The organism is Nocardioides jiangsuensis, from assembly GCF_019679455.1.
GTDB lineage: Bacteria > Actinomycetota > Actinomycetes > Propionibacteriales > Nocardioidaceae > Nocardioides_C > Nocardioides_C jiangsuensis.
In genome coordinates this window covers 1,641,018-1,655,638 of record NZ_JAIEZQ010000001.1, presented here as the reverse complement: position 1 = coordinate 1,655,638, position 14,621 = coordinate 1,641,018, and the positions used below count along the sequence as shown (strand labels likewise).

Annotated in this window: 17 protein-coding genes and 3 tRNA genes; 8 read left to right on the top strand and 12 right to left on the bottom strand. The window is 72.2% G+C overall.

The annotated features are described in order from the left end of the window. Positions 1 to 23: 23 nt before the first annotated feature. The 3 genes from nusG to K1X13_RS07795 form a co-directional block, all read right to left on the bottom strand. Entirely contained in the window at positions 24 to 941 is a 918-nt protein-coding gene (gene nusG, locus K1X13_RS07805) for a transcription termination/antitermination protein NusG (protein ID WP_308249454.1), read from the bottom strand. Between the two features lie 57 nt (positions 942 to 998). Further along, entirely contained in the window at positions 999 to 1,223 is a 225-nt protein-coding gene (gene secE, locus K1X13_RS19050; RefSeq protein ID WP_221024361.1) for a preprotein translocase subunit SecE, read from the bottom strand. A gap of 74 nt (positions 1,224 to 1,297) precedes the next feature. Further along, positions 1,298 to 1,370: transfer RNA gene (locus K1X13_RS07795), tRNA-Trp, on the bottom strand. A 238-nt stretch (positions 1,371 to 1,608) separates the two neighbouring features. Here K1X13_RS07795 and K1X13_RS07790 point away from each other — a divergent pair. Genes K1X13_RS07790 through K1X13_RS07780 form a run of 3 tightly spaced genes read left to right on the top strand, consistent with a single transcriptional unit; the run spans position 1,609 to position 4,397 of the window. Then, a complete protein-coding gene (locus K1X13_RS07790; RefSeq protein ID WP_221024360.1) occupies positions 1,609 to 2,835 on the top strand; it encodes a pyridoxal phosphate-dependent aminotransferase in 1,227 nt (408 codons plus the stop codon). 15 nt (positions 2,836 to 2,850) lie between these two features. Next, positions 2,851 to 3,879, top strand: a complete 1,029-nt coding sequence (locus tag K1X13_RS07785) for an adenosine deaminase (RefSeq protein ID WP_221024359.1) — start codon at positions 2,851 to 2,853, stop codon at positions 3,877 to 3,879. Between the two features lie 5 nt (positions 3,880 to 3,884). Further along, positions 3,885 to 4,397, top strand: a complete 513-nt coding sequence (locus tag K1X13_RS07780; RefSeq protein WP_221024358.1) for a DUF4190 domain-containing protein — start codon at positions 3,885 to 3,887, stop codon at positions 4,395 to 4,397. Positions 4,398 to 4,418: 21 nt separating this feature from the next. Here K1X13_RS07780 and K1X13_RS07775 read toward each other — a convergent pair whose 3' ends face one another. The 6 genes from K1X13_RS07775 to K1X13_RS07750 form a co-directional block, all read right to left on the bottom strand. Next, positions 4,419 to 5,453 (bottom strand): UDP-N-acetylmuramate dehydrogenase, encoded by a 1,035-nt coding sequence (locus K1X13_RS07775; protein ID WP_221024357.1) that lies wholly within the window; start codon positions 5,451 to 5,453, stop codon positions 4,419 to 4,421. Beyond that, positions 5,446 to 5,853: a MaoC/PaaZ C-terminal domain-containing protein gene (locus tag K1X13_RS07770; RefSeq protein ID WP_221024356.1), complete on the bottom strand. Its 408-nt coding sequence runs from the start codon at positions 5,851 to 5,853 to the stop codon at positions 5,446 to 5,448. Before K1X13_RS07770 ends, K1X13_RS07775 begins: the two co-directional genes overlap by 8 nt. Continuing rightward, the gene (locus tag K1X13_RS07765) at positions 5,850 to 6,257 is read right to left on the bottom strand and encodes an FAS1-like dehydratase domain-containing protein (protein ID WP_221024355.1); all 408 of its coding nucleotides are present in this window, start codon (positions 6,255 to 6,257) and stop codon (positions 5,850 to 5,852) included. Before K1X13_RS07765 ends, K1X13_RS07770 begins: the two co-directional genes overlap by 4 nt. A gap of 164 nt (positions 6,258 to 6,421) precedes the next feature. Then, complete coding sequence (gene rpmG, locus K1X13_RS07760; protein ID WP_221024354.1) at positions 6,422 to 6,592, bottom strand: 50S ribosomal protein L33; 171 nt, start codon at positions 6,590 to 6,592, stop codon at positions 6,422 to 6,424. An 86-nt stretch (positions 6,593 to 6,678) separates the two neighbouring features. After that, a tRNA-Met gene (locus K1X13_RS07755) sits at positions 6,679 to 6,752 on the bottom strand. 50 nt (positions 6,753 to 6,802) lie between these two features. Then, a tRNA-Thr gene (locus K1X13_RS07750) sits at positions 6,803 to 6,875 on the bottom strand. Positions 6,876 to 6,935: 60 nt separating this feature from the next. Between K1X13_RS07750 and K1X13_RS07745 the strand changes: the two genes are divergently transcribed. Beyond that, on the top strand, positions 6,936 to 7,730 hold the full coding sequence (locus K1X13_RS07745; RefSeq protein ID WP_221024353.1) for a thioesterase family protein: 795 nt from the start codon (positions 6,936 to 6,938) through the stop codon (positions 7,728 to 7,730). Between the two features lie 19 nt (positions 7,731 to 7,749). Here the strand turns inward: K1X13_RS07745 and K1X13_RS07740 are convergent, their stop codons facing one another. The 3 genes from K1X13_RS07740 to folP form a co-directional block, all read right to left on the bottom strand. Then, complete coding sequence (locus K1X13_RS07740; RefSeq protein WP_221024352.1) at positions 7,750 to 8,445, bottom strand: class III extradiol ring-cleavage dioxygenase family protein; 696 nt, start codon at positions 8,443 to 8,445, stop codon at positions 7,750 to 7,752. A gap of 99 nt (positions 8,446 to 8,544) precedes the next feature. Then, on the bottom strand, positions 8,545 to 9,873 hold the full coding sequence (locus tag K1X13_RS07735; RefSeq protein WP_308249453.1) for an MFS transporter: 1,329 nt from the start codon (positions 9,871 to 9,873) through the stop codon (positions 8,545 to 8,547). A 185-nt stretch (positions 9,874 to 10,058) separates the two neighbouring features. Further along, entirely contained in the window at positions 10,059 to 10,919 is an 861-nt protein-coding gene (folP, locus tag K1X13_RS07730) for a dihydropteroate synthase (protein WP_308249452.1), read from the bottom strand. A gap of 125 nt (positions 10,920 to 11,044) precedes the next feature. On the opposite strand from folP, the gene K1X13_RS07725 reads away from it, so the two are divergent. The 4 genes from K1X13_RS07725 to K1X13_RS07710 all read left to right on the top strand — a co-directional run bounded on the left by K1X13_RS07725 (position 11,045) and on the right by K1X13_RS07710 (position 14,620). Beyond that, positions 11,045 to 12,184: an LLM class flavin-dependent oxidoreductase gene (locus tag K1X13_RS07725; protein WP_221024349.1), complete on the top strand. Its 1,140-nt coding sequence runs from the start codon at positions 11,045 to 11,047 to the stop codon at positions 12,182 to 12,184. Continuing rightward, positions 12,181 to 12,849, top strand: coding sequence for an FMN reductase (locus K1X13_RS07720; RefSeq protein WP_221024348.1), 669 nt, complete (start codon positions 12,181 to 12,183; stop codon positions 12,847 to 12,849). The genes K1X13_RS07725 and K1X13_RS07720 overlap by 4 nt, the downstream gene beginning before the upstream one ends. Positions 12,850 to 13,156: 307 nt before the next feature. Beyond that, complete coding sequence (locus K1X13_RS07715) at positions 13,157 to 13,519, top strand: hypothetical protein (protein WP_221024347.1); 363 nt, start codon at positions 13,157 to 13,159, stop codon at positions 13,517 to 13,519. 90 nt (positions 13,520 to 13,609) lie between these two features. Further along, positions 13,610 to 14,620: a magnesium transporter gene (locus K1X13_RS07710; protein WP_221024346.1), complete on the top strand. Its 1,011-nt coding sequence runs from the start codon at positions 13,610 to 13,612 to the stop codon at positions 14,618 to 14,620. The last annotated feature ends 1 nt before the right edge of the window (position 14,621 follow it).

Here is a 14,621-nt window from a genome sequence, read left to right as displayed (position 1 = left end):
AGCGGCAGCTCAGGTCGGAAAGGTCAGACCTTCTGGATCTGGCTGAAGCTCAGCTCGACCGGGGTCTCCCGGCCGAAGATCTCGACGAGGGCCTTGACCCTCTGGGTGTCCGCGTTGATCTCGGTGATCGTCGCGTGCAGCGTGGCGAACGGGCCGTCGACGACCATGACCGAGTCCTGGACGTCGAAGTCGGCGACCTCGACCTTCTTCTTCGCGGCCGCGGGGGCGCCGGCCTGCTCGGGCGTCGACGCCTCGACCTCGGCCACGACGGCCGGGGCGAGCATGTTCTCGACCTCGGTGAGGCTCAGCGGCACCGGCTGGTGGCTGTGCCCGACGAAGCCGGTCACGGACGGGGTGTGCCGGACCGCGGACCAGGACTCGTCGGTCAGGTCCATGCGGACCAGGACGTAGCCGGGGAGGACCGTACGACGGACCAGCTTGCGCTGACCGTTCTTGATCTCCGCGACCTCCTCGGTCGGGACGATCACCTCGTGGATGTAGTCCTCCATGTTGAGGGAGGTGATCCGGTTCTCGAGGTTGGCCTTCACCCGGTTCTCCATACCGGAGTAGGTGTGGATCACGAACCAGTCGCCCGGCTTGGACCACAGGGTGCGGCGGAACTCCTCGAGCGGGTCCTCGGCAGCGGCCTCGCCCTCGACGACGGCCTCGACCTCGCCTGCCTCGGCGGGTTCGGCGTCCGAACCGCCGGCGGCGGGCTCGTCGGTGGCGGCCAGCGCGGCGTCGACCTCGGGGAGGCCGTCCTCCACGTCGGCGGTGTCGGCCAGGTCGGCCGCGTCGGCCTCCTCGGCGGCGACGGCGTCCTCGAACGAGGTCTCCTCCAGCGAGGCGACGGCCGGGTCGACCGCAGGCTCGACGGGAGCCTCGGCAGCGTCACTGCCCTCGGGCGTGCCTTCGGGCTGTTCGTCGTACGACTGCGACACGGTTAACCAATCACCTTCACTGTTGATGCTGTGCGGGAGTGCACCGGATGCCCGAGGTCACTCGCCGAAGACGGCGAAGACGGCCTTACCGAAGGCCAGGTCGAGCAACGACACGATCGTCATGACCACGAGCACGAACACCAGGACCACGAGGAAGTACGTGATCAGCTGCTGCTGGGTCGGCCACACGACCTTGCGCAGCTCGGCGACGACCTGGCGGTAGAAGGTGACAGGACTGGTGCGCTTGTCACTCGACGAAGAAACGGAGCGGCTCTCCGACACTGTCCTCCACCTTTCCTGTGCGTCGCCGGCTGGCGTGGTACGCCTGCCCGGGGCTGGTCCCCGGGAGGGTCTTGCAGGGCACGAGGGACTTGAACCCCCAACCTTCGGTTTTGGAGACCGATGCTCTGCCAGTTGAGCTAGTGCCCTTCGGAGGCCGCTCGCCCCGAGCGCCGTACGACGCGACCCCGAGGCGCAGGTGCGGCCTGCGCTGCGAGATTGCGGGCATGACAACCAAGGGTGAGAACCACCAAGACGAGGATTCTACGGGGAACACCGAGCCTAAGTCGAACCGAGGCCGGATCCCCCGCCGTACTCCTCGCGTGGTGTCCGGGCCACGGTGCGGACCCGGGTGCCGCTCAGGTGCTGTCAGTGGAACGATAACCCCATGACCGAAACCTCGATCAGCCCCGCGTCCAGCACCGACCGTCGCGTGTCCGCACGGATCGGTGGCATCGCCGAGTCCGCCACCCTCGCGGTCGACGCGAAGGCGAAGGCGCTCAAGGCCGCCGGACGCCCGGTCATCGGGTTCGGGGCTGGCGAGCCGGACTTCCCCACCCCCGACTACATCGTCGAGGCGGCCGTCGAGGCCTGCCGCGACCCCCGCAACCACCGCTACACCCCGGCGGGCGGCCTCCCCGAGCTGAAGCAGGCGATCGTGGAGAAGACGCGTCGCGACTCCGGCTACGAGGTCGAGGCCGCGCAGGTGCTCGTCACCAACGGCGGCAAGCAGGCCATCTACGAGGCGTTCGCGACCATGCTCGACCCGGGCGACGAGGTGATCGTGCCGGCGCCGTACTGGACCACCTACCCCGAGTCGATCCGGCTCGCCGGCGGGGTCCCGGTCGAGGTGCTCGCCGACGAGACCCAGGACTACAAGGTCACCCCCGAGCAGCTCGAGGCGGCGCGCACCGACCGGACCAAGGTGCTGCTGTTCAACTCGCCCTCCAACCCCACCGGCGCGGTGTACAGCCGCGACGAGGTCGAGGCGATCGGCCGCTGGGCCCTCGAGCACGGGCTGTGGGTGATGACCGACGAGATCTACGAGCACCTGGTGTACGACGGGCTCGAGACCGCCTCGCTGCCGGTGGCGGTCCCCGAGATCGCCGACCGCTGCGTCGTGGTGAACGGGGTCGCGAAGACCTACGCGATGACCGGCTGGCGGATCGGCTGGGTGATCGGCCCCCGGGACGTCGTCAAGGCGGCCACAAACCTGCAGTCGCACGCCACCTCCAACGTCTCCAACGTCGCCCAGCGGGCCGCGATCGCCGCGGTCTCCGGCGACCTGTCCGCGGTGGAGGAGATGAAGAAGGCCTTCGACCGCCGCCGGCGCACGATCGTGGCGATGCTCAACGAGATCGACGGGGTGTTCTGCCCCGAGCCGAAGGGCGCGTTCTACGCCTACCCCTCGGTCAAGGGCCTCCTCGGCCGCACCGTCGACGGGGTCACCCCGCAGACCTCCGCGGAGCTCGCCGAGCTGATCCTCGACAAGGTCGAGGTGGCCGCGGTCCCCGGCGAGGCGTTCGGCTCCCCCGGCTACCTCCGGTTCTCCTACGCGCTCGGCGACGACGACCTGGTCGAGGGCATCACCCGGGTCCAGAAGCTCTTCGCCTGAGACGTCGCCCCGGCGATGACCCAGCACCCCGAGCCGCGCTCGCTCACGGCCCTGCCCAAGGCGCACCTCCACCTGCACTTCACCGGGTCGATGCGCCACACGACGCTGCTCGAGCTCGCCGAGCGCGACGGCATCGTGCTGCCCGACGCCCTGGTCGAGGACTGGCCGCCGCGGCTGTCGGCAGCCGACGAGAAGGGCTGGTTCCGGTTCCAGCGGCTGTACGACGTCGCGCGGTCCGTCCTGCGCACCGAGGACGACGTACGCCGGCTGGTGCGCGAGACCGCCGAGGACGACGTGGCGGACGGCTCGCACTGGCTGGAGATCCAGGTGGACCCGTCGGGGTACGCCGCCCGGTTCGGCGGGATCACCGCGTTCACCGACCTGGTGCTCGACGCCGTCCGCGACGCCTCCCGCCGTACCGGCCTGGGGATCGCGGTGGTGATCGCTGCCAACCGCACCCGGCACCCGATGGACGCCCGGACGCTGGCCCGGCTCGCGGCGCAGTACGCCGGCCGCGGCGTGGTGGGCTTCGGCCTGAGCAACGACGAGCGCCGCGGGGCGACCACGGAGTTCGCGGCCGCGTTCAAGATCGCCGAGCGGGCCGGGCTGATGCTGGCCCCGCACGGCGGCGAGCTGCTCGGGCCGGCGAGCGTGCGGACCTGCCTCGACGACCTGCACGCCGACCGCCTCGGGCACGGCGTGCGCGTCGCGGAGGACCCCGCGCTGCTCGAGCGCGTCGCGCGCGAGGAGGTCGCCCTCGAGGTCTGCCCGGTGTCGAACGTGGCGCTCGGCGTCTACTCCGACCTGACCTCGGTGCCGCTGCCGACCCTGCTCGAAGCCGGCGCGACGGTCGCGCTCGGCGCGGACGACCCGCTCCTGTTCGGCTCCCGGCTCGCCGGGCAGTACGCCACCATGCGGGCTGCGCACGACCTCGACGACGAGCAGCTCGCGGAGCTCGCGGCGATGTCGATCCGCGCCTCCCGCGCCCCGGAGGACACGAAGTCGTCAATGCTCGGCGAGGTCAAGGCCTGGTTGGCAGACTAGGCCGCATGACGAACACACCGGGGGACGACCAGAACCCGCAGAACCCGCAGGACCCGCAGGACCCGTACGGCGACGCCTCGCAGGGCGAGCGCCCCGGCGAGGACCAGCCGGGGCAGCCGTACGGCAGCCAGTACGGCGACACGAGCGGGCAGTACGGCCAGTACGGTGCCCAGCCGGGCTACTGGGAGCAGCAGGGCCAGCAGCCGCCCTACGGGCAGGGCTACCCGTCGCAGCCGTCGGTGCAGTACGCCCCGGACCACCCGCGCTCCACGACCATCCTCGTGCTCGGCATCCTCGGCATCGTGGTGTGCCAGCTGATCGCGCCGTTCGCGTGGTCGATGGGCAAGCGCGCCCTCGACGAGATCGACGCCTCACACGGCCAGCTCGGCGGGCGGGGCGCGGTGCAGGCCGGCTACATCCTCGGGATCGTCGGCACGGTGCTGCTCGCGCTCGGGATCCTCTTCTTCATCTTCATGTTCGGCATCATCGGCCTCGGTACGTGGTCGAGCTACAACTGACCGGGACAGCCGGCGCACGGCTCAGCCGGCCACCAGCTCGCACTCCACGAACACGGGCTCGTTGACGAGCCAGACACCGAAGCGGTCGTGCACGCCGTGCCGGATCTCCTGCGCCAGCGCGACCAGGTCGGCGGTGCTCGCCGCGCCCCGGTTGGTCAGGGCGAGGGTGTGCTTCGTGGACAGGCCGACCCGCCCGTTGCCGTAGCCCTTGGAGAAGCCGGCGTGCTCGATCAGCCAGGCGGCGCTGGTCTTCACCGACCCGTCCGGCTGGGGCCAGCGCGGCGCGTCGGCGGGCAGCCGCGCGGACTGCTCCTCGGTGAGGAACGGGTTGGTGAAGAACGAGCCGGCGCTCCAGGTGTCGTGGTCGTCGGCGTCGAGCACCATGCCCTTGCCGCGCCGCAGCCCCAGCACGGTCTCCCGCACCTGGGTCATCGGGGCGCGTTGCCCGGGTTCGACGCCGAGCGTGCGGGCGAGCTCGGCGTACTTCACCGGCGCCCCGAGGTCGCCGAGCCGGAGCTGGAAGGTGACGGTGAGGACGACGTACCGCTCGGGGTCCTGCTTGAACCGGCTGGTCCGGTAGCCGAAGCCGCAGTCGGCCGCGGCGATGGTCCGCAGCGCGTTGTCGCGCCGGTCCCAGCAGCGCACCGAGGCGATCGTCTCGGAGACCTCCTGGCCGTAGGCGCCGACGTTCTGGATCGGGGTGGCGCCGACGCTGCCGGGGATCCCGGAGAGCGCCTCGACGCCGACCCAGCCCTGGCGTACGGCGTGCGCGACGAACGCGTCCCAGCTCTCGCCGGCCGCCACCGTCACCACGGCGCCGCCGCAGGTGTCCTGGTCGAGCTCGACGCCGCGGGTGGCCACCCGGACCACGAGGCCCGGGAAGCCGTCGTCACCCACGACGAGGTTGCTGCCACCGGCGACGAGGAGCACCCGCTCCCCCGCGGCGTCCGCGCGCGAGACCAGGTCGACGAGCTCCCGCTCGGTGGTGGCGTCGGCGAAGGTGCCGGCGGGACCGCCGAGGCGCAGCGTGGTGTGGTCCGCGAGGCGCTCAGCCACGCAGCACCGCCTTGGGCTGGCCGAGCACCTTCTCGCCGCCGCAGGTCACCTCGAGCGCGACCTGCACGCCCTCGTCGGTGACGGCCTTGACGGTGCCGTCGACGGTGACCGTCACGCCCTCGTCGTCGTCGGGCACGACGACCGGCTTGGTGAACTTGCAGCCGAGCTCGCGGACGCGTCCGGTGCCGCCGGCCCAGCTGTCGAGGGCCCGGGCGGCGAGCGCCATGGTGAACATCCCGTGGGCGATCACGCCGGGCAGACCGACGGAGCCGGCGACCCGGTCGGACCAGTGGATCGGGTTGAAGTCGCCGCTCGCGCCGGCGTACCGGACGAGGTCGGCGCGGGTCACCCGGAAGGTCTGGGTGGGCAGGGCCTGGCCCGCCTCGAAGGTGGTGGTCATGCGTCCTCCCCGCGGTGGACCAGGGTCGCGAACGCCGTGCAGACGTGGGTGCCGTCGGCGTCGGTGAGCTCGCTGCGGGTGCCGATGATGTCGGCGCCGCCGATCTGGCGCAGCGAGTCGACGGTCAGCGTCGCGGAGAGCCGGTCGCCGGCCACCACGGGCCGCGTGTAGGTGAACCGCTGCTCGCCGTGCACGACCCGGTGCAGGGAGATCCCCACGTCGGGGTCCTCCATCAGCGCGGTCATCGCGGAGAAGGCCACGACGATCGGGAACGTGGCGGGTGCCGCCTCGCCGTCGTATACGGATCCGGTGGCACGGGCGAACTCGAGGATCTTCTCGCGGGAGACCTCGTAGGGCTCGGTCGGCGGGAACGTCCGGCCCGCCAGGGAGGGGTCGACAGCCATGTGCGTGACGCTAGCAGCAGCGCGCCCGCGGCCGGCGCGACGGCCGAGCGGCGGGAGGCTCCGGCGGCCGGGCCGCGAGGCGCGAGGCAGGCGGCCGCAACTCGCACGAGAGGGCGGCACCCGTGACGGGTGCCGCCCTCTCGCGGAAGCGGTTGCGCCGAGCCTCAGCGGGTCTCTCGGTGCGCGGTGTGCGTGCGGCAGCGCGGGCAGAACTTCTTCATCTCAAGACGGTCCGGGTCGTTGCGCCGGTTCTTCTTGGTGATGTAGTTGCGTTCCTTGCATTCCACGCACGCCAAGGTGATCTTGGGACGGACGTCGGAGCTCTTGCTGGCCACGGGGTGCCTCTTCTTCGTCGTGAGTACTGCCGGTCCTACCAAGTCTGCCCGACAGCGCAAGCCGTCGGCGACTTTCGTGGTCTGAGTAGCGGGGGCGGGACTCGAACCCGCGACACCACGATTATGAGCCGTGTGCTCTAACCACCTGAGCTACCCCGCCACCGGGACGGGGTGGCCCGACCGGTTTCCCGGCCGGGCTTCCCAACCCAGAGCCCCTTTACGGAATCGAACCGTAGACCTTCTCCTTACCATGGAGACGCTCTGCCGACTGAGCTAAAGGGGCAAGCGACAAGGAAGAATACACACGCTGCCGACGGAAATGAAATCGAGCGGAAAGGCTCCCGTGAGCACCTCTTTCTACGTGACCCAGGGCACCTCGGACACGGGTCGCGAGACCCTACTGCCCGAGCCCACCACCGCCGGCCCCTGGAGCCCCGACAGCCAGCACGGCGGCCCTCCGGCAGCCCTGCTGGCCCGGGCCGTGGAGTCGCTCGACACCGGCTCTCCGCGCTCGGTCGGGCGGCTGACCATGGAGCTCCTCGGGCCCGTCCCGGTCGGCCCGCTGTCGGTGTCGGCGTCCGTCGTGCGCCCGGGACGCGCGGTCGAGCTGTGCGAGGCCACCCTGTACGACGAGGAGCGCGGCCGGCCCGTCGCGCGTGCCTCCGCCTGGCGGTTCCCGCTGACCGACGACGGCCCGCGGCAGGCCGCCACCCCGCTCGGGCACGTCCCCGCCGACGGCGAGCACCACGACCGCCCGACGAGCTGGTTCGGCGGCTACCTCGACGCGGTCGACTGGCGCTGGGTCAAGGGCGCGGTGACCGAGCCCGGCCCGGGCGTGGTGTGGATGCGGCCGACCGTCGACCTGGTCGCCGGGGAGTCGATGTCGCCGCTGCAGCGGCTGATGGCGTGCGTGGACTCCGCGTCCGGCGTCTCGGCGGAGCTCGACCCGGCACGGTGGGCGTTCCTCAACACCGAGCTCACCGTGCACGTGCTGCGCCCTCCGGTCGGCGCGTGGGTCTGCCTCGACGCGCAGACCACGCTCAGCAGCGGCAGCGTCGGGATGGCCGTCTCCGAGGTGTACGACGAGCAGGGGCTCGTCGCGCGGTCCGCCCAGGCGCTCCTCGTCGCGCGCCGGTGACCGCGCGCGGGGCGTCGGGTCAGGCGAGCTGCCAGAGCGCGACGAGGTAGGTCACCCCGAACGGGTCGTCGCGGTGCAGCAGCCGGGCCTGCGGCGTGGCGCCCTCCCGGCGCACGGCGGCGCCGAGCACCGCGAACGCGGACCGGCCGAGCACCATCAGCTCGTCGGCCAGGCCGGGGTCGAGGTGCTCGAGGAGGTCGGCGTCCCCCCTCGCGAGGGCGCCGGCGAGCTCGTCGTCGTACGGGAAGGCCCGCTCGTCGAGGTAGCCCGGCGCCTTCTCCCCGCGCCGGGCGCTGCCGTCGCCGAGCACGAGCAGCACGGCCCGCTCGCCGGGGCGGGTCAGCTCCCCCGCCAGCGCGTCGACGTCGGCGGCGGAGGCGTCGCGGGCGACGGTGTGCATCCGGGTCGGCCCGGACCAGCCGGCCTCGTCGAGGAGGCGGCGGCCGACCGCGAGGCTGAGCGGCAGGGTCGGGGTGCCGGGGCTCGGGCGGGCGCCCGTCGTACCGAAGCGGCGGACGTCGAGCGGGAGACCGGGGTCCCAGGCGCCGCCGGTGTGGTCCCCGCCGACGACCACCACGACGTCGGGGGCGGAGGCGGTCGCCCCGGCGAGGGCGGAGACCGCGGTGGCGCGGAGCCCGGCCGCGACGTCCACGCGTCCGGTGAGCTCGCGCAGGAGCAGCGGCGGGTGCGGGCTGACCACGGCGGCGACGATCACAGCGCGAGGGTACGCCGCCGCCCGGGCCTCCTCGCGCGTGACGGGCACGGCGGGAGACCCGGGCGACGGGTCGAGCGGTTCGCGGCGTCGGGCGCCGGGTCAGGCGCGCGCGGCCGGGGCCGGCTGCAGCGGCTTGACCTCGGTGTCGACGCCGGGCACGCCGGTGCCGCGGATCGAGGCGCGGGCGGTCTCCGGGACGAACAGGAGCGCGACCGCGCCGACGACGCAGGCCGCCATCATGTAGTAGGCCGGGACGAGCTCGCTGCCGGTCATCGCGATCAGCTTCTCGTTCGCTGCCGGGGCGGTGCCGCCGAACAGCGCGGTCGAGATGTTGTAGGCGATCGCGAACCCGGCGAAGCGCACGTGCGTGGGGAACATCGCCGGGAAGGTGGCCGAGATCGTGCTCAGCTGCAGCACGTAGAGCAGGCCCAGCACGGCGAACCCGACGAGGGCGGCGACGAAGCCCTGCGCCATCAGCAGGTACATCGGGACGGCCATCACGAAGAGGCCGCCGAGGGAGACCCACCACATCGGCTTGCGGCCCAGCCGGTCGGAGAGGCGGCCCGAGAACGGGATCACCAGCATCATCACCAGCTGACCGATGATGATCAGGGTCAGCGACGCGGTCGAGCTCATGTCGATCTTCTGCTCGAGGTAGGTCGGCATGTACGCCAGCAGCGTGTAGTTGGTGACGTTGAGCGCGACCACGAGGCCGCCGAGCGCGAGCAGCGGGCGCTTGTAGTCGCGGACCAGGTCCTTGAGCGTCGTGGTGGCCTGCTCCTCGACCTCCCCGCTCTCGGCGAGCTCGGTGAACACCGGGGTGTCCTCGATCTTCGTCCGCAGGTAGAGCCCGACGAGGCCGAGCGGGCCGCCGAGCAGGAACGGGATCCGCCAGCCCCACTCGCCCATGGCCTCCTTGCCCACGGCGAGCTCGGTGCCGAGCACGACCAGCGCGCCGAGGGTGAAGCCGGCGAGGGTGCCGAACTCCAGGAAGCTGCCGAAGAACCCGCGCTTGCGGTCCGGGGAGTACTCCGCCATGAACGTCGCGGCGCCGCCGTACTCACCACCGGTCGAGAAGCCCTGGACCATGCGCAGCACGACGAGCGCGATCGGCGCCCAGATGCCGGCCGTCTCGTAGCCGGGCAGGACGCCCACGAAGAAGGTGGCCGCGGCCATCATCACGATCGTGGCGGCCAGCACGCGGCTGCGGCCGAGGCGGTCGCCGAGCGGACCGAGGACCAGGCCGCCGAGGGGGCGGACCAGGAAGGAGACCGCGAAGACCAGCAGCGTGTACAGCGCCGAGGTGCTCTCGTTGTCGGAGGGGAAGAACACCTGCTGGATGTAGACCGCGGCATAGGCGTAGACGCCGTAGTCGAACCACTCGGTGGCGTTGCCCATCGCGGAGGCACCGATCGCGCGGCGCAGCACGGAGGACCTCTCGGCCCTGGTGGCCGTGCCTCCGGGTGGTCCGGCGGGCGTGTGGGGCGAAGTACTGCCGGTCGGGGGTGTGGGTGCGGACGAGTCGGTCATCGCGTCTCCTTTACTTCAGACCGTTCGTCCGCCTACCCGATCGGGACAAAGGGAAACAGGGAGTTACACAGCCGTGACGCTCGTCATGCCAGGCCGCGGACGACCCGGGCGGGTGCCCGCGTGCCCTTGATGCCGGCCACCATGTCGAGCACCTGGCGGGTCTCCCGCACCTCGTGCACCCGGTAGACCTGCGCGCCGTGCCAGGCGCTCACCGCGGTCGCGGCGAGGGTCCCCGCGAGCCTCTCGCCGACCGGCAGGTCGAGGGTCTCCCCCACGAAGTCCTTGTTGGAGAGCGAGACCAGGACGGGCCAGCCGGTCGCGGTCATCTCGTCGAGCCGGCGGGTCACCTCGAGGGAGTGCCAGGTGTTCTTGCCGAAGTCGTGGGCGGGGTCGATGAGCACGCTGCGCCGGTCGACCCCGAGGCTCACCGCCCGCTCCGCGAGGGCGACGGTGTCGTCGATGGCCGAGCGCACCACGTCGTCGTACGACATCCGGTGCGGCGGGGTGCGGGGGGCGAGCCCGCCGGTGTGCGTGCAGACGAGCGCGGCGTCGTACTCCACCGCCACCTCGGCGAGGACCGGGTCGTACCCGCCCCACGCGTCGTTGAGCAGGTCCGCCCCGGCGTCGCACACCGCCCGGCCGACCTCCGCGCGCCACGTGTCGACGCTGATCACGAGGTCGGGGAACTCCGCGCGCACGGCGGCCACGAAGCCCGCCGTACGACGGACCTCCTCGGCGGCGTCCACGTCCTCGCCGGGGCCTGCCTTGACGCCGCCCACGTCGACGATGTCGGCGCCCTCGGCGACCACCTGGCGCACGCGCTCGAGGGCGCGCCCCTCCTCCCAGGTCGCGCCCCGGTCGTAGAAGGAGTCACGGGTGCGGTTCACGATCGCCATCACCAGCAGGTCGGTGTCGGCGAACTCGCGGCGTCCGAGCTTCAGCACACCCGCGACAGTAGCCGGGCGCGGCGACGGGACCGGGAGGTGGCGGAATAGGCCGGCCCCTGGCATCGTTGAGACGGCAGATAGTTGAAGTGGAAACTATCCCCGCAGCCCTTCGGAGGACTCCCATGCAGTTCGGCATCTTCACCGTCGGCGACGTCACGCCCGACCCGACCACCGGGCGGACGCCGACCGAGCACGAGCGCATCAAGGCGACCGTCGCGATCGCGCGGAAGGCCGAGGAGGTCGGGCTCGACGTCTTCGCCACCGGCGAGCACCACAACCCACCGTTCATCGCCTCCGCGCCGACGACGACGCTGGCCTACATCGGCGCCCAGACCGAGCGGATCGTGCTCTCCACGGCGACCACGCTGATCACCACGACCGACCCGGTGCTGATCGCCGAGAACTACGCCAAGCTCCAGCACCTCACCGACGGCCGCGTGGACCTGATGATGGGCCGTGGCAACACCGGCCCGGTCTACCCGTGGTTCGGCAAGGACATCCGCGACGGCATCCCGCTCGCGATCGAGAACTACCACCTGCTCCACCGGCTCTGGCGCGAGGACGTCGTGAGCTGGGAGGGCAAGTACCGCACGCCGCTGCAAGGCTTCACCTCCACGCCGCGCCCGCTCGACGGGGTCCCGCCGTTCGTGTGGCACGGGTCGATCCGCAGCCCCGAGATCGCCGAGCAGGCGGCGTACTACGGCGACGGCTTCTTCGCCAACCACATCTTCTGGCCGGCCGAGCACACCGAGCGCATGGTCGGCCTCTACCGCCGCCGCTTCGAGCACTACGGCCACGGGACCGCCGACCAGGCGATCGTGGGGCTCGGCGGCCAGGTGTTCATGCGCAAGAACAGCCAGGACGCCGTACGCGAGTTCCGGCCGTACTTCGACAACGCGCCGGTCTACGGCCACGGCCCGTCGCTGGAGGAGTTCACCTCACAGACCCCGCTGACCGTGGGCAGCCCGCAGGAGGTCATCGAGAAGACGCTGGGCTTCCGGGAGTACGTCGGCGACTACCAGCGGCAGCTCTTCCTGATGGACCACGCCGGCCTGCCGCTGAAGACCGTGCTCGAGCAGCTCGACCTGCTCGGCTCGGAGGTGGTGCCGGTGCTGCGCGAGGAGTTCGCCCGGCTCCGACCCGCGCACGTGCCGGACGCCCCGAACCACGCCAGCCTCGTCGCCGCGGCCGGCGGTGCGCGGGACAGCGGCGTGCACGCCACCGACGACGTGACCGGCCGGACCGCGGAGGACGCCCGATGACCGCCGCTCGCACGAACGGGGGCCACGGTGCCGGAGTCCCGCGCAGGATCGCGGTGGTCACCGCCGGTCTCAGCCAGCCGTCCTCCACCCGGCTCCTCGCGGACCGGCTCGCCGAGTCGGTCCGCCGGCAGCTCTCCGCCCAGCTCGGCGGGGAGGCGGTCGACGTCGAGGTGGTCGAGCTGCGCGAGCACGCCCAGGCGCTGGCCGGCAACCTGCTCACCGGGTTCCCCGGTCCCGGGCTGCGCAGCGCGATCGACCTCGTGCTCGAGGCCGACGGGCTGGTCGTGGTCACGCCCGTGTTCAACGCCTCCTACAGCGGCCTGTTCAAGATGTTCTTCGACGTCGTCGAGCAGGGTTCGCTGTCGGGCACGCCGGTGCTGATGGCGGCGACCGGAGGTACGGCTCGCCACTCACTCGCCCTCGAGCACGCGATGCGGCCCCTGTTCGCCTACCTGCACGCCGTCACGGTGCCGACCGCGGTGTTCGCGGCGACCGACGACTGGGGATCGCGCGGCGACGCGCACGGCGGCCTCGTCGAGCGCATCGACCGCGCCTCGGGCGAGCTGGCCCGCCTCGTCGCCGCCGCTCCCCCGGCCGCGCGCACCGAGCGGGTGGACCCGTTCGAGACCCCCACGTCGTTCGAGGACCTGCTCGCCGGTCGCTGAGCGCTCGTGCGGGCCCGTCCGGTCCCCCGGGTGCCGCTCCGGCGTCGTGGGCAGGAAGGGCTCATCTTTCGGCTGCCACGCCCGATATCTGCGGTGTGGGCGGGTATCGGGTCCCGTCCCGGTCAGGGCTTCGCAACGAAACGGCGACAGGTGCCGGAAACCGGTTGACCACGCTCCCGTTCCGGTCGAACGTCGAAGGTGAGCCGGTCGGCCGGGGCGGGTCGCGGCCGGGCGGTCGAAGCACGAACGGGGGACGGAGCACGTGGCCAGGGCCAGGCAACGCGGGTCGGCGGCGATCGTCGCCGTGGTGACCGCAGCGGGCGCGTCGGTGGTGGCCTCCGCCATCGGATGGAGCCAGTTCGGTGGGGGCGGGGAGCCCCGCCCGTGGGTGAAGCCCGCCGACGTCGACGGCCAGCTCGTGCGCCTGTCGTACGTCGACAGCCCCTGCCAGGACAGCGCGGACATCGACGTCGACGAGAGCCCGGACGAGGTCGTGGTCACGGTGCGCACGCGCACGTGGGCGCTCTCCTGCAGCGAGGCGAACGAGCTGTACCGGTTCGAGGTCCGGCTCTCCTCGCCGCTCCGCGGCCGGGCGCTGCTCGACGGTGCCTGCGCGTTACCGGGCTACGCCGACGAGGACGACTGCCGGTCGAGCGCGAGAGCCGAGTAGCGCGCGGCGTCGACGGCACCACACGCCCGCCACCGGCCGCAGGTCGCGCAATCGCCCCGCAGGACAGTCCCGCGCTGGGACGATGACGAGGTGACAGTCCCGTTCACACCGTTGCCCGGACGGCCCGAACCGCTCCTGCCCGGCTCGGTCGACAGCTACACGGTCACCGACGTACCCCTGTGCGGCCCGGACACGACGGCGGGGGACCTGCAGGCGATGCTGGTCGGTGGGCGCTTCCAGTCGGCCGCCGACGTCGCGGTGTGCACGTACGGCGACGGCGCCGCCCACCGGCTCCTCGGGCTGATCCCCCTCGAGACGGCGTTGGCGGCGGACCCGCACCTGCGAGCCCGCGACCTCATGGACACGGACCCGCCCGTGGTGGCGCCCGGGCTGAACCAGGAGGAGGCCGCCTGGAAAGCGGCCCACCACGGCGAGTCCAGCCTCGCCGTGGTCGACGCCGACGGGACCTTCCGCGGCCTGGTGCCACCGTCCCGCCTGCTCGCGGTGCTGCTCACGGAGCACGACCAGGACCTGGCACGACTGGGTGGCTTCCTCACCTCGTCCGCGTCGGCACGTCATGCCATGGACGAGCCGATCGGGGAGCGGCTGTGGCACCGGCTCCCGTGGCTCGTGCTCGGCCTCCTCGGGTCCGCCGGCGCGGCGATGCTCGTGCGCGGGGCCGAGGAGGACCTGGCGTCCGACGTACGGCTGGCGTTCTTCATCCCCGGCATCGTCTACATGGCGGACGCGGTCGGCACCCAGACCGAGGCGCTGGTCATCCGCGGCCTCTCGGTCGGCGTACCGATCCGGCGGGTCTTCCGGCTCGAGTCCCTCACCGGCCTGCTGGTCGGGCTGGTGCTCGCGGCGGTGACCGTGCCCGCGGTGTGGCTGATCCTCGGCTCGGCGGACCTCGCACTCACGTTGAGCCTGTCGCTCATGGCTGCCTGCACCGTGGCCACCGTCGTGGCGATGTCCCTGCCGTGGCTGATGGCGAAGCTGGGCCGGGACCCTGCGTTCGGCAGCGGCCCGCTGGCGACGGTCGTCCAGGACCTGTTGTCCCTGGTCATCTACTTCGCCATCGCGTCCGCGGTCCTCGGGTGAG